General features: G+C 39.7%; 18 protein-coding genes. 11 read left to right on the forward strand and 7 right to left on the reverse strand.

All coding sequences use genetic code 11. The features are described from left to right. The first annotated feature begins 375 nt into the window (after positions 1–375). The 3 genes from MSC25_RS01970 to MSC25_RS01980 all read left to right on the forward strand — a co-directional run bounded on the left by MSC25_RS01970 (position 376) and on the right by MSC25_RS01980 (position 3,068). Complete coding sequence (locus MSC25_RS01970; protein WP_248442310.1) at positions 376–972, forward strand: cold shock domain-containing protein; 597 nt, start codon at positions 376–378, stop codon at positions 970–972. A gap of 301 nt (positions 973–1,273) precedes the next feature. Further along, on the forward strand, positions 1,274–1,909 hold the full coding sequence (locus tag MSC25_RS01975; RefSeq protein ID WP_096041723.1) for a hypothetical protein: 636 nt from the start codon (positions 1,274–1,276) through the stop codon (positions 1,907–1,909). Between the two features lie 202 nt (positions 1,910–2,111). Next, complete coding sequence (locus MSC25_RS01980) at positions 2,112–3,068, forward strand: 5'-nucleotidase (protein ID WP_096041724.1); 957 nt, start codon at positions 2,112–2,114, stop codon at positions 3,066–3,068. A 244-nt stretch (positions 3,069–3,312) separates the two neighbouring features. Here the strand turns inward: MSC25_RS01980 and MSC25_RS01985 are convergent, their stop codons facing one another. Next, positions 3,313–3,915, reverse strand: a complete 603-nt coding sequence (locus tag MSC25_RS01985) for a thiamine biosynthesis protein ThiC (RefSeq protein ID WP_096041725.1) — start codon at positions 3,913–3,915, stop codon at positions 3,313–3,315. Positions 3,916–4,318: 403 nt separating this feature from the next. Then, positions 4,319–5,020, reverse strand: coding sequence for a metal-dependent hydrolase (locus MSC25_RS01990; RefSeq protein ID WP_096041726.1), 702 nt, complete (start codon positions 5,018–5,020; stop codon positions 4,319–4,321). Positions 5,021–5,440: 420 nt separating this feature from the next. Here MSC25_RS01990 and MSC25_RS01995 point away from each other — a divergent pair, with 420 nt between their 5' ends. From MSC25_RS01995 to MSC25_RS02010, 4 genes are all read left to right on the forward strand, one after another. Then, on the forward strand, positions 5,441–6,163 hold the full coding sequence (locus tag MSC25_RS01995; RefSeq protein WP_167381761.1) for an ATP-binding cassette domain-containing protein: 723 nt from the start codon (positions 5,441–5,443) through the stop codon (positions 6,161–6,163). Next, complete coding sequence (locus tag MSC25_RS02000) at positions 6,163–7,611, forward strand: DUF3526 domain-containing protein (protein WP_096041728.1); 1,449 nt, start codon at positions 6,163–6,165, stop codon at positions 7,609–7,611. The genes MSC25_RS01995 and MSC25_RS02000 overlap by 1 nt, the downstream gene beginning before the upstream one ends. After that, positions 7,608–8,870, forward strand: a complete 1,263-nt coding sequence (locus MSC25_RS02005; RefSeq protein WP_248442312.1) for a DUF3526 domain-containing protein — start codon at positions 7,608–7,610, stop codon at positions 8,868–8,870. The genes MSC25_RS02000 and MSC25_RS02005 overlap by 4 nt, the downstream gene beginning before the upstream one ends. A gap of 90 nt (positions 8,871–8,960) precedes the next feature. After that, a complete protein-coding gene (locus MSC25_RS02010) occupies positions 8,961–11,069 on the forward strand; it encodes a TonB-dependent siderophore receptor (RefSeq protein ID WP_248442314.1) in 2,109 nt (702 codons plus the stop codon). A gap of 53 nt (positions 11,070–11,122) precedes the next feature. Here MSC25_RS02010 and MSC25_RS02015 read toward each other — a convergent pair whose 3' ends face one another. The 3 genes from MSC25_RS02015 to msrA form a co-directional block, all read right to left on the reverse strand. After that, the gene (locus MSC25_RS02015) at positions 11,123–11,881 is read right to left on the reverse strand and encodes a transporter substrate-binding domain-containing protein (RefSeq protein WP_248442316.1); all 759 of its coding nucleotides are present in this window, start codon (positions 11,879–11,881) and stop codon (positions 11,123–11,125) included. A gap of 137 nt (positions 11,882–12,018) precedes the next feature. Continuing rightward, positions 12,019–12,933: a 2OG-Fe(II) oxygenase family protein gene (locus MSC25_RS02020; protein WP_248442318.1), complete on the reverse strand. Its 915-nt coding sequence runs from the start codon at positions 12,931–12,933 to the stop codon at positions 12,019–12,021. Between the two features lie 201 nt (positions 12,934–13,134). After that, entirely contained in the window at positions 13,135–13,734 is a 600-nt protein-coding gene (gene msrA, locus MSC25_RS02025) for a peptide-methionine (S)-S-oxide reductase MsrA (protein WP_138576380.1), read from the reverse strand. 236 nt (positions 13,735–13,970) lie between these two features. Between msrA and MSC25_RS02030 the strand changes: the two genes are divergently transcribed. Next, positions 13,971–14,165, forward strand: a complete 195-nt coding sequence (locus MSC25_RS02030) for a CPXCG motif-containing cysteine-rich protein (protein ID WP_004586615.1) — start codon at positions 13,971–13,973, stop codon at positions 14,163–14,165. 63 nt (positions 14,166–14,228) lie between these two features. Here the strand turns inward: MSC25_RS02030 and MSC25_RS02035 are convergent, their stop codons facing one another. After that, positions 14,229–14,432: a hypothetical protein gene (locus MSC25_RS02035; RefSeq protein ID WP_004586614.1), complete on the reverse strand. Its 204-nt coding sequence runs from the start codon at positions 14,430–14,432 to the stop codon at positions 14,229–14,231. Positions 14,433–14,531: 99 nt separating this feature from the next. On the opposite strand from MSC25_RS02035, the gene MSC25_RS02040 reads away from it, so the two are divergent. From MSC25_RS02040 to MSC25_RS02050, 3 genes are all read left to right on the forward strand, one after another. Next, positions 14,532–15,014 (forward strand): GNAT family N-acetyltransferase, encoded by a 483-nt coding sequence (locus MSC25_RS02040; protein ID WP_248442320.1) that lies wholly within the window; start codon positions 14,532–14,534, stop codon positions 15,012–15,014. 172 nt (positions 15,015–15,186) lie between these two features. Beyond that, positions 15,187–15,798 (forward strand): MarC family protein, encoded by a 612-nt coding sequence (locus MSC25_RS02045; protein WP_096041735.1) that lies wholly within the window; start codon positions 15,187–15,189, stop codon positions 15,796–15,798. A gap of 30 nt (positions 15,799–15,828) precedes the next feature. Further along, positions 15,829–16,713, forward strand: a complete 885-nt coding sequence (locus MSC25_RS02050) for an alpha/beta hydrolase-fold protein (protein WP_096739640.1) — start codon at positions 15,829–15,831, stop codon at positions 16,711–16,713. Between the two features lie 344 nt (positions 16,714–17,057). Here the strand turns inward: MSC25_RS02050 and MSC25_RS02055 are convergent, their stop codons facing one another. Next, on the reverse strand, positions 17,058–18,194 hold the full coding sequence (locus MSC25_RS02055) for an MFS transporter (RefSeq protein WP_096739641.1): 1,137 nt from the start codon (positions 18,192–18,194) through the stop codon (positions 17,058–17,060). Positions 18,195–18,220 lie beyond the last annotated feature (26 nt).

An 18,220-nucleotide genomic window follows, 5' to 3' on the forward strand; every position in this document is an offset into this window, starting at 1 on the left:
GATTGTATAGATAAATTAAGTAAATAACGAATGAAAAATCACACTAAAAACGCTTAATTCAGATAGAAATAACTAATAACAAAACCGAGTGTAAACAAGCTGTTAAGCTAATCGCTTCGCAAAAGTTAGCAGTCCTAGAATAAAGGACAAATGGCCGTAATTTATAAAATAAAACAGGCTATTTTTTGCTGATTTTAAAAGCTCATAGCTCGGTATTTTCCCTATATGGTTAAGTGTTTTGCCAACTAATTGGCGTGTTTAAATTAACCTAATATGAATATTTGGTTGCGTGGTAGCAATTTAGGAACGTATACTAACAACTCTTAACTTAAATGGAATTTGCGTAATCGCAGCTTAATCAGCACAGGTAAATACATGAACAAAGGATTGTTAAAAGCGTGGAATGACGAAAAGGGCTTTGGTTTTATTAAATCAGATACCCTAGCGCACGACACCTTTATACACATTTCAGCGCTCAAACACATGAGCCGCAAGCCCAAAGTGGGCGACACCATTTATTTTGAAGTCGCTACACAGCCCGATGGTAAAACCAAAGCCGTAAATTGCCGGATAGAAGGCGTAGCTGCGCTTAAAGTCACGCCTAAAAAACCAAACCATCATCGTGTTGCTAAATCTAATTTTACCGATAGTTTTTTAGGCAAAGTCGCTTCAATTAGCATTATCGCCGTACTTGGCTTTATCGCAGTAAATAAATACACCCATTATAAAAGTAACGAGCAATTTAATAACCACACTCCCGTTATTACCAACGCCGATTTAGCCACATTTGATGAAAAATACCCAAAAATTGTAATTCCTCAAAACACACAAAATTTTACCTGCGATGGCAGGCAGCACTGTAGCCAAATGACTTCCCGTGCAGAGGCGGTGTTTTTTATAAATAACTGCCCAAATACAAAAATGGATGGCGATAGAGATGGCGACCCGTGTGAGAACGATACAAGGTTTTAGTGGCTAGGGCATTTATAATTTTTGTAGTTAAAGAATAAGTAAAGATAGGATTTATCGTGTGCTGTATGTAAATACAGTGGTGCGCAATTTATCCCATAACATTATTAAAAAGCGTTTGGGGTTAAATAACAAAGGCTACTGAGTAGCAATTGTTATTGTCTGATTATAAAGGGGTTGTTTGGTGTAATTATCGAACAAAGTAATATACGCCGTTTTGGGGCGTTATAACTCCCCAAAGTGGTATTCAATAAGCTGTTAGCTTTACTTAAGTTTGTGTTGTCAATTTATAAAAGGAATGTAGATGAGTCTGAAGTGGTGGGAAAAAACGGTTGAGTACTTTTTTATCCGTAATTGTATTGGCGATTCAATGGTTATTGCCCCGTTAGATGGTAAAGAAGAAAGAGCGGGAGATTCAATTTTTTCCCAAGGCAACAAGTGGGTTCTGATCGAGTTTAAAAACAAACTCGAAAGCTTAAAAAGTGAAGAAGATAAATTTAGTAATTTTGAAACTGCCAAAGCACACTTTTTAGATAAAGATTCACATCATTTTCTTGTATATGGTGGAATGTTTGAAAACAAAGAAAAAAACGGCCAAAAGTTTGGTATTTCAGTCACTACTTATTTTTCTAGGAACTCAGTAAAGAATGTTAAATCAATGCTGTCAGCCGGATTGGAGGGAGATGACTTTTTCGCATATATAAAAGATTTCACCTCGTTCAAAAAAGTTAGTGGCGAATCAGGTGGTGGCCTAAGTTTTGAATCATATGGTTTAGTTGCTGGCATCAATAGTGAAAATCAAATTGTTGAGTGCATCAGCCTTGCGGAACTTGGACAGGAATTAGGATTAGATTTGACGCCTGAAGTAACCCCAGAGCCGCCTAGTCCTTCTCCATCACCATCTAGCTCAAGAGGAATGTCAGGTCCCGGTGGCATGTAAAGCTAACAAGTCGTTTAAAAGGACAAAAAACAGTTAGCTTTTGCTCCTTCGTTGCTTATTTTAGCCAACAATTTTTTGCCTCTTAACGAGGCGTTAACATATAAAAGCAATATAGTAGGGTAATGTGACGTAAAAGGATTCAAAGCCAAAGCAAAGCGTTAGAGTTCTCAGTAGTTCATCATTAATATTTTGGAGTGTATATATGCCCTATGATTTGGGTAAAAGGTTAGTAATTGGCGTTGCATCAAGTGCAATGTTCGATTTAACTGAGTCTGATAATGTTTTTCGTACTAAAGGTGAAGAGGAGTATCGTAAATATCAGTCTGATAACATTGATAATCCTTTAGAAAAAGGGGTATCATTTTCGTTTGTTAAACGTCTACTTTCTCTAAATGATTTGAGTGATAAGCCGGACATAGATCCACTGGTAGAAGTCGTATTGTTGTCGCGAAATGACCCAGATACAGGGCTTCGTGTTATGAAATCAATTGAGCATCATAGCTTGCCTATTTCGCGTGCGATTTTTATGCAAGGTAAATCTCCATATGACTATATTCCAGCTTTAAGTATTTCTTTGTTTCTATCAGGTAATTCGTCTGATGTGAAAGAGGCGATAAGGTTAGGTTATCCGGCAGGTCATGTAATGCAATCGACGATTATCGATGAAGATGATGACGACTTACGAATCGCTTTCGACTTTGACGGTGTTCTTGCTGATGATGAATCAGAATCTGTTATGCACAACACTAACGATCTTAGCCAGTTTCATCAACATGAAACTAAGAATGTATTGCAACCTCATAATCCAGGTCCGTTGAAAGAGTTCTTAGTTAAAGTCTCAGCAATTCAAAAAATTGAAGAGAAGAAGAAGCAATCAGAACCTGATTATCGTAATCGTCTAAGAGTTTCAATTGTTACGGCAAGGAATGCACCTTCACATGAGAGGGCTTTAAATACACTTAATGAGTGGGGCGTAATGACAAATGATGCATTCTTCTTAGGTGGTGTTGATAAAGGTCTTATATTAGGGGTACTCAAGCCTCATATATTCTTCGACGACCAGTCTGGTCATTTAAGCTCGACTAGCTCAGTCGCTCCGTCAGTTCATATACCATTCGGTGTTAAAAATACTGAAGATAGTGCGGAAAAAGAACTCTAACAAAGTGTTTAAGTTGATTACCAACGTTTTATTAGCCCTCTAAAGCGAAGCGCCTCATAACCTCTTTGTGAATTAGTCTTTAGAGATTACGAAGAGGGCATTAACTTGGGATACGGTAGACGAACGCTTTAAGTTGAAAGTGGGCGTCACTTTAAACGTAAAACATCGGCGAATTAGCATCTCTAATACACGCCAATGTTTATAACTTATTTAAATAAGCACATTACTTGTAAGGTATTAAACCTTAGTCTTGTTTACGGTAAAGGCTTATTAAACAGATTGCTAAAAGTAATGTTGCAATCATACCTGAGGCACCAGCAACACCTGATGGCAAGAATCCATCACGGCCAAAGGTGATTAAAATACCATTGGCAAGCATTGCAACTGCGCCTGCTAAGGCTGTAAGGCCGCCAATGGCTTTGCCACCTTTAGCTAAGTAAGACAGGCCAAAAACAACAGCTGCTAATCCTAATAGTAATTTAGCTGCGTAGTAAATCATGAATGACAAAGACACCACACCACCAATTAAAGGTTGTGCGCCTTCTACTGCTCCCGCTACTTTGCCAAATGTTGAAAACAACGTTAGGCCAATGCTTACCTGTACTATGTTTAATATTGCGCTAAATGTGATAGCCGACCAACCTAGTTGAGCGTTTTTAGCTTGTACCATAGTGGTACTTGCAAAGGCCACAAGCACAGTAAACAGCACGGCTTCTAGTCCCCATGCATACTGTCTTGAAAAGCTAATTTCAGCACTGTAAAGGGCAGTAAAAATAGCCTGGGTTATCGCCAACGCCAACAATAACGATGCTGTAATTAGGGTGGTGCGCTTATGTGTAAATTCCATTATGTACCTCTTATAATTTTATATTTGACGCTTTAAAAGTTGCAGTTGCTTTGCATACATCAAACAGATGAAAGTATTGCTGCTATAAGACAGGTAAAGCGGAGTAATTATTTCACTAAAACCAATAAAAATAATAATTAATATCAAATAGGCTAAAACTTGCGCTTTTAATGAAACTTAAATTGGCAAAGCCGCATTGAGTTAAGCTGTTAAGCCTATAAAAGCGAGGCGCCTCTTATCCTCTTTGTGAATCAACTTTTAAATTAAATGTTGGGGTGATTTCGACTAACTAAGGTGGCTGTTTTTAAGAAAAAGCCTTAAAACAATCACTTCAAAAAAGCATTTATACCCATAAACAATGTTTATGGGTATTTTGTGTGACTAAGCCTATAAATGTTATTTATTAAGATAAAAGCCTAAAGTGAGACCAATCACTTAATGCGGTAATAGTTTGCTCTGTAGGCGGGGCTACATAGATTAAACCTGCAATGGCAATTATTGATGCCAAGGTAATTAATTTATTGTCGAAGTCGGCTATTTTTAACGCGGTGCCGAAAGAGCGTTTAATGGTTACATTATTTAAATCTACACTGTAAAGCTCATCGAGTAATAAATGGATTAACCCGCCGAGTAAAATAAACCCACCTGTTAACCAGGCAAAGGTGGCTGCTTGTGTGGTTGTTTGCTCGTTTAGTTGCCACGTTACTTGCGTTGTTAACAGCGCGCATAGCACTAAAAATAATAATGAGTGGCAGCTGCCTCTGTGCACGGTGATCCATTCAAAAATGGGCCTAATAATGTATTTCATGAACCCGTACACCAATAACGGCACTACTATTAGCTCAATAAAGCTAATTTCGATTATTAGCTCGGTGGTTATGTAATGCAGCACCAGTAATACAGCGCTTAGTGCGAATAAGTTAAAAATAGTATTGAGCGAGCTTGAGTTATCTGAATCTATGTCGGGTAATAAGCCGCCAATTGAGCCTAAAAACCATAACCAAAGTGCGCCGTTTAAATCAATATGGCCTGCAGTTAATAAAGTGGCCGAGCCTAAACCTGTGATGATGACTGCAGTATTAAGATGAGTATTGAAATTTGCCATTGTATCTCTTGATAGAAAAATAGGTTGGCATTTTAGCAATTTAAAAGTTCATTGTTCAATTTACTTTAAAGGTAAGGCGTAAATAACTTAAGTACTTAATTTTAAACGCTGCGTTTGAAATGATTTTAGCCTAAATGGTGATGGATTTTGTAATAGGCAAAACCCGTTGAATAAACCAACGTGGGTAACACTATTAAAACATCTGCATCATTTGTTAATTATTAATATGTTATAGTGTTGCAATATATATTTGATATAGTATAACATTCACTGCATTCTAATTTCCCTTAATAGAGTTTGAATGTGAGTACACCTACAGCTGTTAATCAAACATCACCGAAAGAATCTCCACGTGTGGAACAAACACGTAATGAAGCCCTAAATACAACTCAAGCCGCTACTCAAGCAGCTACTCAAACAATTAAAAGCGAAGCCATTATTGAAGTGGACTCGTTAAGTTTTAGCATTAAAAACAACGCTATTTTAAAAAACTTAAACTTTAGCGTAGGCTCAGGCGAAATTTACGCGTTACTTGGCGGTAATGGTGCGGGTAAATCAACCACGTTAAAAACCTTGCTTGGGTTTAATAAACCCACTCAAGGCTCTGTAAAAGTAGCGGGCAAAGAGGTAACACAGGCACTTGATTTTGTACGCGGTAAAACGGCGTATTTGCCAGAGTCGGCCACGTTATATCCGCATTTAACTGCCCGCGAAAACGTGGCGTATTTTTTATCGCTTGCTGATATTAAAAAAACCGATGAGCAAATTAATGCTGCGTTTAACCGTGTAGCGCTACAGCAAGCTGCATGGGAGCGTCCTATGCAAACGTATTCTAAAGGCATGAGGCAAAAAACTGCGATTGCACTGGCTATTTTACGCCAAGCCCCGATATTTTTGCTCGATGAGCCTACATCGGGCCTTGACCCTGTTGCTATTGATGAGTTTAACCAGTTAGTGCGTGAGCTTGCATTAACCGGCGCCACTATTTTAATGGTAACGCACGATGTATACGGCGCATGCCAAGTTGCAAACCGAATTGGTTTATTAAGAGCGGGCGAGCTGGTGGGCGAATTTGACGCGCCAGAAAAAGGCCGTATTGATACCGAGCAAGTTCATGCCGCGTTTGCGCAAAGAGGCGCGTAATGAGCAAAAATAATTTTTCAAAAATGGTGATAGTTGCCAAAGATGAGTGGCGCTATTGGCTTCGCTCAAAACTGGCGATGACCGTTTTAGCCATTGGTTTATTACTTACGCTTTCATCTGTGGTGGTTACTGCCATAACAATGCACGAACTTAGCCACACTCGTAATGAATTACAAAGCAATGCAGAGCAAAGCTTTGCTGAGCAACCCGATCGCCATCCACACAGAATGGTGCATTACGGGCATTACGCTTTTAGAACGCCAACACCACTTAGCACACTCGACCCAGGGATTGATGCCTACACAGGTAACTCAATATTTTTAGAAGGGCATAGGCAAAATAGTGCAATGTTTGCCGAGCAGCGACAAGGCACAGCTTTAACAAAACTGGGCAGCTTAACGCCTGCTTTTATTGTGCAAACATTAGCGCCGTTACTGCTTATTTTAATTGGTTACAGCTCTATTAGCCGTGAGCGCGAATCGCAAACGCTGTCGTATTTATTGGCGCAAGGCACCAAGGGCAGCACGCTTATTGCGGGTAAAGGGCTGGCGCTTTTGTGTGTTGTTGGGTTAATTATTGCGCCATTAGCGGTGTCGGCGTTATTTACGCTTAGCGCGGGTGAGAGCCTTTTAGCAGTTGTTAGTTTTATTGTGGGCTATGCATTGTATTTAAGCGTGTGGGTGTTAGTTGTTTTATTAGCATCGAGCGTGTTTAGTAAAAATAGTGGTAGCTTTACAGCGCTTGCGTTTGTGTGGATTTTACTGTGCATTGTTATGCCGCGCGTAGCAAGTACCAGTGCCTCTACGGCTGTGCCATCGGCCGGTAAAATAGAAACCGACTTTGCAGTAAAAGCTGAACTTAGAAAACTAGGTGATGGCCATAACACCAACGACCCCGCCTTTAAGCAATTTAAACAATCTCTGCTTAAAAAATACAACGTAAACAGCATTGATGAGCTGCCAGTAAACTTTAGAGGGTTAGTGGCCAGTGAATCAGAGGCCAAACAAACTAAGGTATTAAACCAGTTTGCCGAGCAGCGCATGCAAAGTGAGCTTAAACAAACGCAGGTATCGCGTTACTTTGGTTGGGTATCGCCTATGGTGGCTATTCGCTCGCTGTCGATGATTGTAGTGGGCACAAGCATAGAAACCCATCATCGCTTTTTACGCGAAACCGAACAGCTGCGCTTTGATTTTGTGCAAGGGCTTAACAAAGTACACATTGAAAAGCTTGATTACCAAGTTGATATGAACCGCAACGCCAATACCGAGGCTACTAAAAAAGCGCGCGTAGGATCAGAGAACTGGCAAATACTGCAAAACTTTACCTTTGATGTAGATAGCGCAGATGTTCGCGCGCAAAGAAGTGTACCTGCTTTTTTACAGTTAATACTGTGGATTGTAGTACTTGTAGGCGGTATTAAATTGGTAGGAAAACGTTTGATATGAGTTATTTAATTACACAACTTATACGAGAATGGGGCTTTTTACTCCGTCAAAAGTACCTTGTGGTATTGCTGTTATGTAGCTTTGTTTTATCGGGCTTTGCAATATATAGCGGGATTAGCGAAGTAAGCGCGCAGCAGCAAACAATAGAGCGTTTAAAAGCTTCAGATCAAAGCGATCGCGCTAAAGTGCAGCAAAAGCAAGACGATCCGGGCATGTTGGCTTATTACAGTTTTCATTTAACGTATTCTCAGCCATCTAACCTTGCTTTTGCAGCATTAGGGGAACGCGATATTTTCCCGTGGAAACACCGTATTAATTTATTGGCCATAGAGGGGCAAATTTACGAAAGCGATGCACAAAATGCCGAGCTGGCACAGGCCGGTAAAATTGATTTTGTATTTGTAATTAGCGCCTTAGCACCACTGGTTATTATTTTGCTGTTTCATGACTTATTTGCAAACGAGCGCACCAGCGGCAGGCACGACTTACTGGTTACTACAGCTAAATCGTACTTTGCTTTGTGGGGCGCACGTATAACGGTAAGGTTTTTAGCTGTAATAGTGTGTTTAATGCTGCCATTTTTTATAGGTGCATTTATAGCTGGGGCAAGCGCGTTTGAAATTGCGTATGTATCGCTGCTTTGTATTACATACCTTGCATTTTGGACTGCGCTGAGTGTGTGGTGGGGCAAAAACGCAACTAGTGCCCCGCGCGTGGCCTCTGGCCTAATTGGCTTATGGGTATTATTTGCTTTTATTATTCCTATTTTAGGCGACCTTGCTATAAACAAGTCGGTGCATTCGCCTAAGGGTGGCGACATTATGCTTACTCAGCGTGAAGCCGTAAACGATGCATGGGATTTACCAAAATCTGCCACTATGCAGCCTTTTATTAAAGAGTACCCAGCACTTGCTCCATACATTGCTATGAGCAGTGAGTTTGAGTGGAAATGGTATTACGCATTTCAGCAAATGGGCGATTTAAAAGCAGCGCAGCTCTCTAAAGCATACCGAGACGCAGCCGCTAAAAAATATGATTTAGCAGGCGTTGTGTCGTGGTTTTCGCCACCGCTATTATTGCAGCGCAGCTTAACACGCGCCGCCCAAACCGACTCAGTAGCGGCGTATGCATACGAGCAGCAAATTCGCGATTATCATCAGCAATTACGTGAGTTTTATTACCCTTGGTTATTTTATAAGGGTAACCCGCCTAAATCAGTTCTCAATAACATGCCACGCTTTGAGGCTATAGCAAAGTAATCCTTACTAGGCGCGCTAACCGCCGCTGTTTAGCGCACCTAGTAACAACACCATAATTATAAAATACTTATATTACTAACAAGGTTCACAATGAAAACCAACACAACAGGGCTTAAGCTCACCTATTTAAGTGCGTGCCTAGTAAGCTTATTTAGCAGCCAGGTTTTAGCTGCTGATCAAAACCAGCAAACACACAGTGCTAACACAAACATTGAAAGGCTGTCTGTGGTTGCTACGCGTCAAGCTTACCAAGGTAACTTTAGCCAACTAGAAACTCCACAATCAGAGCTTAAAATTGATTTAGAAGCCCTTGAAAATGCAGGTGCAGTAAGCCTTGACCAAGCGCTTGACTTATCGGCCTCTGTTGCACGGCAAAATAACTTTGGAGGGCTTTGGAATAGTTTTTCGTTACGTGGCTTTGTAGGCGATGAAAATCTACCCAGTAACTACTTAGTAAATGGTTTTAATGCTGGGCGCGGTTTTGGTGGCTCGCGTGATTTGTCGGGTATTGAGTCGGTTGAGGTTTTAAAAGGCCCGCGTGCGGCTTTATTTGGCCGTGGTGAGCCAGGTGGTACAGTAAACCTAGTTACTAAACGCCCAACGTTTGATACGCAAGGTGAAATTAAGCTCTCGGTAGCAAGTTTTGATACTTACCGCGCCGATGTAGATTACACCACAGCGCTTAACGATGACGTTGCAATTAGACTGGTTGGTTTTTACGAAGACGCCCAGAGCTTTAGAGACACCATAGAAACCACTAAACACGGCTTTAGCCCGTCAATAGTGTGGAATATTAACGACAGCAGCCAACTTGTTTACGAGCTTGAATACAGCGACCAAGAAGTGCCGTTTGATAGAGGCGTATTAGCCATAGATGGCGAGCTTGGGCTTATTCCACAAAGCCGTTTTTTAGGTGAGCCGGGCGATGGCCCAATTGAAGCCGATGTACTAGGGCATCAGTTAGAGTACATTCATGACTTTGATGATAACTGGAGCATTTTATTTGGTGCAAACTACCGTGATACCTCTATGGAAGGCTTTGCAACCGAAACCGGTTTTGGCGGCGTAGTTGATGGCGAAGTAAACCGCTTTAGGCGCTACCGCGATTTTGATGCTCAATACCATGTATTGCGTGCAGAGCTAAGCGGCAGCCTTGAGCTTGGCGGTTTTGAGCACCGTTTAATTATGGGTGTTGACGCTGATAAATTTGAAAACGATCAATTTATTTTACGTGTACGGGGCGATCAATACATTAATGTATTTAACCCTGTATACGGCGCGTATGAATTACCAACGCCTACATCTAATACCGACCGCGTAGAGATTCAAGAGTCGGTAGGGGTATTTATTCAAGACCAAATAAGCGTAACCGATAAGTTAGATATTCGTATTGGTGCCCGTTTTGATGATTACGAGCAGCGCTTAAATAACCGTTTAGCAGGCACTAATACTAAACAAACGCAGTCGCGCGTGAGCCCGCAGTTTGGTGTGGTGTATGAAGCCGGTGATTATGTATCTATATATGCAGCCTATGGCGAAAACTTTCGCCCGCTTTCGGGTGCTGATGCCAATGGCGATGGTTTTGAGCCAAACCAATCTACCTCTGCTGAGCTAGGTGTAAAATTTACCCTTAACGATGGCGCGTTATTTGGTACCGTTGCCGTATTTAAAGTAGATCAAGACAACATGCTAGTAGTAGATGACCCAACAGCGTTTACCTACGCAGCCATTGGCGAAGCGCAAAGTAAGGGAATAGAAATAGACCTAACGGGTGAGCTTAGCGATAGTTTAGAAATTTGGGCGTCGTATGCGTATGTAGATGCCCAAATAGAAAACTCATTTTTTGATGCTAACTTTGGCTACACAGTAGAGGCCGGCGAGTCACTTTTAAATGTACCAGAGCATCAACTTAGCTTTCAGCTTGTTAAATCGGGCGAGTTATATGGCAATGCAATTAAATTTGGTGGCGGGCTATTATTTGTAGACGAACGCAATGGCTATTTTGGTACCGACTTTAAACTACCCAGTTATACAACCGCGCGTGTATTTGTAAATTACGATGTAACAGACGCGATTGGTGTTACGGCTGAGGTAAATAACCTGTTTGATGAAACGTATTACACAAACTCGTTTGCCGATGCATGGGTACAACCTGGTACACCGCGTAACGTTAAATTTTCTGCCTCTTATAAGTTTTAATTGGTATTTTGCGCTGTAAACGTAAAAAGGTCGCTTAGTTAAAGCGACCTTTTTTATTTGGCGTGTTTGTATTTTTTTAATATTTTAGAGTACTCGCCTGAATTTTTTAACTTTTGCAGCTGAATATTAAAGTCATCACGTAATTTTTTTGATTTAAATAAATAGCCACTAGGGCTTTTACCAAACAGCGCAAAGTGATCTACAGGTTGTGTGCTATCAATACCTTTAAGGGTTGAGCGATAGTAATCAAAACTTTGTTTATCCATTTGAATGACATTAGCCTTGTTTGAAAAAAGCATTTTAACTTGAAGAGATTGGTCGTGCACTTCGTAATATTGTGTATTGGCTTTTGCCATTTTTGCATATTCTTCACCTAAATGTATGCCGGCGCTGGGCCACGAGATTAAGCTGTAATGTGTTAAATCTGAGATTTTAGTAAAGTTAAAATGCTTGCTCCTTAGGGCTATCGCAACGTTTTCGTATTCATAGGCTTCATTTGAAATATAACCGCTTAGGAGATTACCGTTTTCTGTGCTTAAGTTTATGTCGGCTAGTATGTCGAGCTTTCCATCTATATACTCTTTAGCGCGGCGAGTATAAGGGTAATAGCGTGGCTCTATTTGATAACCTAAAGGCGTTAATGCGGCTTTAATAATATCGAGGGTTAGCCCGCTGTTGGTATGTGACATTACAAAAGGTGGTAGGGTTTCGCCAAAACCTACAACTAATTTTTGTTTAGTAGGCGATGCACAGGCAAAAGAGGATACAAGCAGTGTAGTTATTGTGGTTATTATAAAAAAGTTTAACTTCATTAGGCTGTTTAAATTAACTTGGCATACTAAAAAGATAGTAACTAAGTGGTTATGCAACAAGTAAATAGCCCATTAAAGTATTATTAAATATCTTTAATGGGCAAGTATTAGGCACAAAAGGTTAAACTTGGCACCGTTTAAAAAGGTGCGTAGCCGTCTGGCGTTGTTTTAGGCGTAGTCCAACGCTCTTTTGCGTCAATATCTGTACGTTTTGACCCCGGTGCTGGTATACGGCCATTATCGCCAAAAAGCCATAACACTAGGTTTGTTCTGTCGCCACTGGTTATAGGTTTTGCCGCGTGTGGCACATTGCCTTTGTGGATCATGGCGGTGCCTGGTTTAAAGCTAAGTTGTACAACTTTTGCGTTTACTTGGTCGTAAAAATCAAGCTCTGATCCGCTAAATTCTTCCCCAGGTAAGTTTAAATTAATATTTAATGTTACTGATGATGCATCGGTATGCGGACGAATAGACGCATCTGTACTTGGGTCGTAATAAATAGAAAACCCAAATGTTTGGGTATCGAAACCTATGATTTCAGGAAACAATAAACGTGAAATAGGGCGCATGTATGTATTTAATACTTGGTTATAAAATGCCTGAAAACTAGGAGCAGCTAAATAGCCCTCTGAGCGTTCGTCGAGCATAGCTCCGCGGCGGTTTAATACAATACCGTATGGTGGACGCATAGGAATGTTAGCATTCCATACTTTTTCTAGGTAACCACGTAAAACTGCTAGGCGCTCAGGATCAAAAAATTGAAACTGATACACATCAGTTGCTACTTCTTCTAGTAGTGATTTTACTAAATGCTCTTTTGATGGATCTTGCCATGCAGCATTAACGGCTTCACGTAAGTTTTTATCTAGTAATGAATCGTCAAGGGTAAAGGTGGTTGTATCTACTTCGGTTTCTTCCCACTCTTTCCAGGCTTGTGTAAGTAGTTGGTCGTTGTTGTACCAAAAATGCTGTACAGAGTGCTCACGATTTAACATGGCCTCTCTCGAAGGTAACGCTAGAGCACGAGCAAGTTGTAATTGGGTGGCAGACATAATGTGTAACTCCAGTTGTTGAATTAGGTTTTATCAATCTAGGAGTGCAATTTATTATATTTATAAAGTTAGATAAATAAGCTGTTTTAGGAAACAGTATCAAAATAATGTTTATAATTAGGGGCGGAATGAATAGAATTAGCAGATAGCTGTAATGGGGATGGGTTTGTGTAAACCCATCAATTGTTCTAACAATAGTTTTTAATGTGTGACTCTATCGCCCCAAATTTCTTCTAGGCGGTTATCGCGTCCGCAGCGCCAGCGGTAGGTATTGTAGCGTATGGGGTTATTTTTATAATAATCCTGGTGGTAGCTTTCTTTACCTTTAATTGGGTAAAAAGTGCTGGCATTAAGTATTGGCGTGACCACTGTTTGATTTGGGAATTCTGCTATTACGGCTTGTTTGGTTTGCTCTGCTATTTTGCGCTCTTGCTCGTTAGCTACAAATATGGCGCTTAAATAACTTGGGCCTTTATCGCAAAATTGGCCTTTGGCATCAAAGGGATCAATATTTACCCAAAAATGATCAAGTATGCCTTTGTAGCTTACTACATCAGGGTCGTAAGTAATTTGTACTGCTTCGTAATGACCTTGATGGTTACCATTGTAGGTCGGGTTTTTAATTTTACCGCCGGTAAAACCCGATATAACATCTTTTACGCCTTTGAGCTTTTCAAAGTCGCTTTCCATACACCAAAAACATCCACCGGCTAAAACTGCTTTTTCGGTTTTGGCTGCATGTGAAAAGGTGCTAAACAACATTGCGGCAGATGTTAATGCAAGCGTAAGTGATTTTTTCATATAATAATCTACCTCTAGTATGAGTTTAAATACATATTCTTAATAGTTAGACCCTTTAACTGTAAAACCTATTTCATTGTTTTTAGTAGGCTAACGTGAATAGCGGAAAAAGTAATATACGTAATGGTTTTTAATTAAGGCCATACGTACATTAGCTAACCTCAATAGCACAATGTTGTATTATTAGAGTGTGTTTATTAAAGTGAAAGCATTGAGATAAAAGTAGCAGGTGTTAAATGAACCAGTTAACCGAAAAATCGATAAGTTGCCCGTATTGCGGCGAAAGCATAGAAGTATTATTAGACGCTGCAGATATTGGTGAGCAATACATAGAAGACTGCCAAGTATGTTGTAAGCCTATTTCGTTTGTTGTTTTTGAAGATGAAGACGAGTTAAAAGTAAATGTATACAGTGAAGACGATACATTTTAATCCTTCGTTACTCTATATATAGTTGGCTGCACAGTGGCAGCCACTTCCGTTTATACACGGGCGCTAGCTATTATTTTGCTCTCGGGCTAGTTGGTTTGGTAACAGCTCTTCTACTATTTCGCGTGCGGGGAGTGTATAACGTGTGCCGTCAAACATTACCGAGGTAAACTCGTTTATATTAGTAATGCCTGTTAGGGTCCAGCCCTCACCACGTTTAGGGCAGTATACGGTTGTGGTAGGTTGAATTACTTTAAAATCGTCGCTCATTATTGCTCTCAATATTGGCTATAAAGATAATACTTGTGAATACGCTATGGTAAGTTAATAATGCTTAACCATAAAGCGCTATTTTAACTCCTGTATAAAATGTTTAAAACAACTCAGCTTGAACGCGTTACATTGCGTTTAATTACCCATAAGCATGCCCCGCAGTTATTTTCTATTTTGAATCACCCGCAAGTGAGCGAATTTAACGACTATATAACCCCATTAAGTAAATGCCAAATTAAGCAATTAATACAAGACGATATTACCGCCTATTACGAAGGCGAAGTGATAAGAGTGGCAATTGAACATAATATAAATGGCAAACTTATGGGCACCTGCGGGCTTTATAATTTATCGCCTTGTAAAAGTAGGGCGTTTATTGGATTTGAGCTTGATCCTATGTATTGGGATAAGGGCATTATGTTTGAGGTAATTACCGGCTTTGTTAAAACACTTAAAGAGGCTATACCGCTTAATTACTTAGCGGCGCAGGTAAGTGCACATAATGCGCGTTCGCATAACTTATTAGTTAAATTAGGCTTTAGCTTGGGTGAGCATTCTATCTGGTATAAACACGTTTAGTACTGCATTAGTAATGTATTAGTGCTGCATTTGCATTATACACGTTAGTAAATTTCATCATAAGAGGAACAAATGCAATATAAAAAATAGCCAATTTGGCTTATAGTTAAGCGTAAGCAAATGAATTTGTTACCCGAGTTTTTAAAACGTGTTCGCTTAACAAGGATTTTATATGCTAGAAAAACTATCTCAAGATGCCCTCGTTATTTGGGCCACTATTGACCCAATAGGGACTATGGCGCTTTTTGCTGCGCTCACTTCTCATTTAACTGATCAACAACGTCGTAAAACTGCGTTTAAAACTGTGCTATATGCAGGCGCTGTGTTACTTGGCTCTATTTTAATAGGGCAGCTTATTTTAAATGCGATGGGTATACGGCTGGTATCGTTTCAGTTAGGGGGCGGGATAATTTTATTTTTGTTTGGCTTACAAATGATATTTGGCAATGATTCTAACAAAGCAAAACAAGACCCAGGGCACGATATTGCAGTGTTTCCGCTTGCTATACCTGCTACTGCCACACCAGGGGCTATTTTAGCCGTTATATTACTTACCGATAATCACATTCATCCAATTACAACCCAAATAGGCACAGCGTTAATTACACTGGCAGTGTTGGGTGTAACCTTAATTTTGTTGTTGCTGTCGGGCAAAATTATAAAGCTAATTGGTATTGGCGGGGCGTCTATTTTAACGCGTGTGATGGGGATGATACTGGCCGCTTTTTCTGTAGAGCTGATTATGACTGCACTTGAAGTTAAGCAGTGGGTTAAGCTCGATTAAATAACTCCTAAACATCTAAAGGAATGACGCATGGCAATAAAAATAACAAAACACTATTTTATTAATTTAAGTTTAGCCGTAGTCATTTTTGCTATCGGTATTTTAGCCATACGCTATTACAACCATTATGTATCGCACTATACCGACGTAACAATTAACTCAAGCGTGCTTAATGAGTCGCGCAAAGTGTTTATAAGATTACCCGTTAATTACGATCCTAAAAGAGCGTATTCGTTAATTATTAAAACCGATGGTAACTTTAATTTAGATACATGGGATAAAGTACTTACAAAACAAGCTAAGAGCGAAAAAGGGGATAAGGCTATATTGGTGTCTATTCCTAATTTGTTTTTTACAGATACACGTAATCGCGATTTAGTGCCTCCTTATGCTCGCCAAGATGTAAATACACAAGCGCGCACAGAAAATGAAACACTTATAGAGCCAAATGGTGAAGCTGACAAGTTTTTAGCGTTTATTGAAACTGAGTTACTTCCGTATTTATCGGTAAAATATAAGCTTAGTAATAACCGTGTATTAAGTGGTTTTTCGGCAGGTGGCAGCTTTGTGCTTTATACACTGCATACAAAACCTGAACTGTTTAATGGCTACTTTGCTTTTAGCCCAGCGGCTTGGTATGACGATATGACAGTGGTTAATAATGTAGAAGCATTTTTAACTACTCAAGCAAATAAAATTAAGTCGCCTACTTATTTATACCTTTCTGTGGGTGGTGCAGAACATCCGTTAATGTTAAAAGCGTTTGATAATTTAGAGTCTGCTTTAATAGCAAACCCTAATAACAACCTTGTGTGGCAAAGCGCTATAAACGAAGGTGCTGAACATTCAGATAATCCAACACTGAGTGTATCAAAGGGGTTAGCTGGCTATAGTACATTTATTAAAAATAGGTAGATAGTCTCAAACGATAACTGTATGCATATACAGCTATCGGTGTTTTATCTATTTATGATAAGGAATTAACTGGATAGCACTTCACTTAGTTTAATGTTATTAACGAGTTACAGAGGGAAGTTGTTTTAATTTATTTTTGCACAAAAAATAAATTAAACTGTGTTTATATACTCTTAATGCAATTAATACAAATTCGCTGGTGGCTTTACAGCAAAAGAACACATCATACTAAGTTATCGTTAAGTGCTTAACTTAGCTAATGAGTGAAAAAGAATAAAAGTAGCCAATAAATGGGAGATAATTGGCTACTTAATTTGATAATTTTACCGGTTATTGATTGCTACTTAGTGCGCTTTAGGTTTTACAAGAAGGGCGATAGCTACAACGGCGCTTAAAATACTGCATATTATAAATACGTTATGTTCACCCCCAGGTATGTACTCCATAAAAGAGGTAAAAAACTGACCGGAGAACACCGCCATTGTAAAATACGATAAGTTACGTCCGCGAACATTTTCAGGGCTTAGCTCTACGGTCATGTGGTTTAAAAGAGGAATGCTAAAACCAAAGCCAATACCAATTAATAGCGCGCCTAATACTAATATCAATGTACTTGATTGTATAAAGCAAAGGTATGATAAACCAAAGGAAAAAAATGCGATTGCTAGTACATTTTTCTCACTAAGGCGTTTAGTTGCTTTAGGCATAAATCCCGCTGTAAATACCGCAATTAACGATATAAAAGCCAATAGTTGGCCTATTTCAGACTCGTTAAAATTTAGTGCGTGCAAGGTAATAGGTAAAAGCACGGTAGAGGTAAAAAATATGGTCATAGCTAGGGTTGATACTATATAAACCCCTTTAAGCGTTAATGCATTTGAATTGCTCTTTTTTATTTGTTGAGTTTGCTCTGTGTTTTGGGCGTTCAATTGCTGCTTACGGGGGACAAACATGAGCAACATAGCTAAAAATACCCACGCAATTAAATACAAAGCAAGGGGTAATCCCCAATACATTGACGCTAAAACCCCGCCTAAAAATAAAAATATAACGCCACCTAGCTCTATCGCCATGCCTTGTTTGGCAATCATATTCAGTCGGGCTTCGCCGCTGTACCACGTTGAAATTAATACGGTGCAACTTGCCATCACTATTGCTGTAATACCACCTAATGCAAAACGATTAATAAATACTAAGGTTGGGCCATGTAAAAAGTAGGCACATGCACCCACTAATCCGTATAAAAATAAACCTATTATAAGTAAAGGGTATGCGCCGTACTTGTCTATTAATCTTCCGGCTAGGGGGGCAAACACCACCGCACCTAAAGAAGGTAAAGTAATTAATAATACGCTGTTGCTTTGTATGCCTAAGCCATCAGCAATAGTAACTAAACCCGGCGCTAACAGGGTACCAACCATTATGGTTAAGCTGGCTATGCATAGTAGAGTAAAATTACCGGCGGTTTTGAGTGAACTCATTTTCTCTCCATTAATTTTCGGGTGAA

The sequence above is a fragment of the Pseudoalteromonas sp. 1CM17D genome (genome assembly GCF_023161805.1).
Lineage (GTDB): Bacteria > Pseudomonadota > Gammaproteobacteria > Enterobacterales > Alteromonadaceae > Pseudoalteromonas > Pseudoalteromonas atlantica.

What these genes read in the sequence shown, in the direction of transcription:
- MSC25_RS01970 (WP_248442310.1), top strand. Translation starts at nt 376, where the DNA reads ATGAACAAAGGATTGTTAAAAGCGTGGAATGACGAAAAGGGCTTTGGT.
- MSC25_RS01975 (WP_096041723.1), top strand. Translation starts at nt 1,274, where the DNA reads ATGAGTCTGAAGTGGTGGGAAAAAACGGTTGAGTACTTTTTTATCCGT.
- MSC25_RS01980 (WP_096041724.1), top strand. Translation starts at nt 2,112, where the DNA reads ATGCCCTATGATTTGGGTAAAAGGTTAGTAATTGGCGTTGCATCAAGT.
- MSC25_RS01985 (WP_096041725.1), bottom strand. Translation starts at nt 3,915, where the DNA reads ATGGAATTTACACATAAGCGCACCACCCTAATTACAGCATCGTTATTG.
- MSC25_RS01990 (WP_096041726.1), bottom strand. Translation starts at nt 5,020, where the DNA reads ATGGCAAATTTCAATACTCATCTTAATACTGCAGTCATCATCACAGGT.
- MSC25_RS02000 (WP_096041728.1), top strand. Translation starts at nt 6,163, where the DNA reads ATGAGCAAAAATAATTTTTCAAAAATGGTGATAGTTGCCAAAGATGAG.
- MSC25_RS02005 (WP_248442312.1), top strand. Translation starts at nt 7,608, where the DNA reads ATGAGTTATTTAATTACACAACTTATACGAGAATGGGGCTTTTTACTC.
- MSC25_RS02010 (WP_248442314.1), top strand. Translation starts at nt 8,961, where the DNA reads ATGAAAACCAACACAACAGGGCTTAAGCTCACCTATTTAAGTGCGTGC.
- MSC25_RS02015 (WP_248442316.1), bottom strand. Translation starts at nt 11,881, where the DNA reads ATGAAGTTAAACTTTTTTATAATAACCACAATAACTACACTGCTTGTA.
- MSC25_RS02020 (WP_248442318.1), bottom strand. Translation starts at nt 12,933, where the DNA reads ATGTCTGCCACCCAATTACAACTTGCTCGTGCTCTAGCGTTACCTTCG.
- msrA (WP_138576380.1), bottom strand. Translation starts at nt 13,734, where the DNA reads ATGAAAAAATCACTTACGCTTGCATTAACATCTGCCGCAATGTTGTTT.
- MSC25_RS02030 (WP_004586615.1), top strand. Translation starts at nt 13,971, where the DNA reads ATGAACCAGTTAACCGAAAAATCGATAAGTTGCCCGTATTGCGGCGAA.
- MSC25_RS02035 (WP_004586614.1), bottom strand. Translation starts at nt 14,432, where the DNA reads ATGAGCGACGATTTTAAAGTAATTCAACCTACCACAACCGTATACTGC.
- MSC25_RS02040 (WP_248442320.1), top strand. Translation starts at nt 14,532, where the DNA reads ATGTTTAAAACAACTCAGCTTGAACGCGTTACATTGCGTTTAATTACC.
- MSC25_RS02045 (WP_096041735.1), top strand. Translation starts at nt 15,187, where the DNA reads ATGCTAGAAAAACTATCTCAAGATGCCCTCGTTATTTGGGCCACTATT.
- MSC25_RS02050 (WP_096739640.1), top strand. Translation starts at nt 15,829, where the DNA reads ATGGCAATAAAAATAACAAAACACTATTTTATTAATTTAAGTTTAGCC.
- MSC25_RS02055 (WP_096739641.1), bottom strand. Translation starts at nt 18,194, where the DNA reads ATGAGTTCACTCAAAACCGCCGGTAATTTTACTCTACTATGCATAGCC.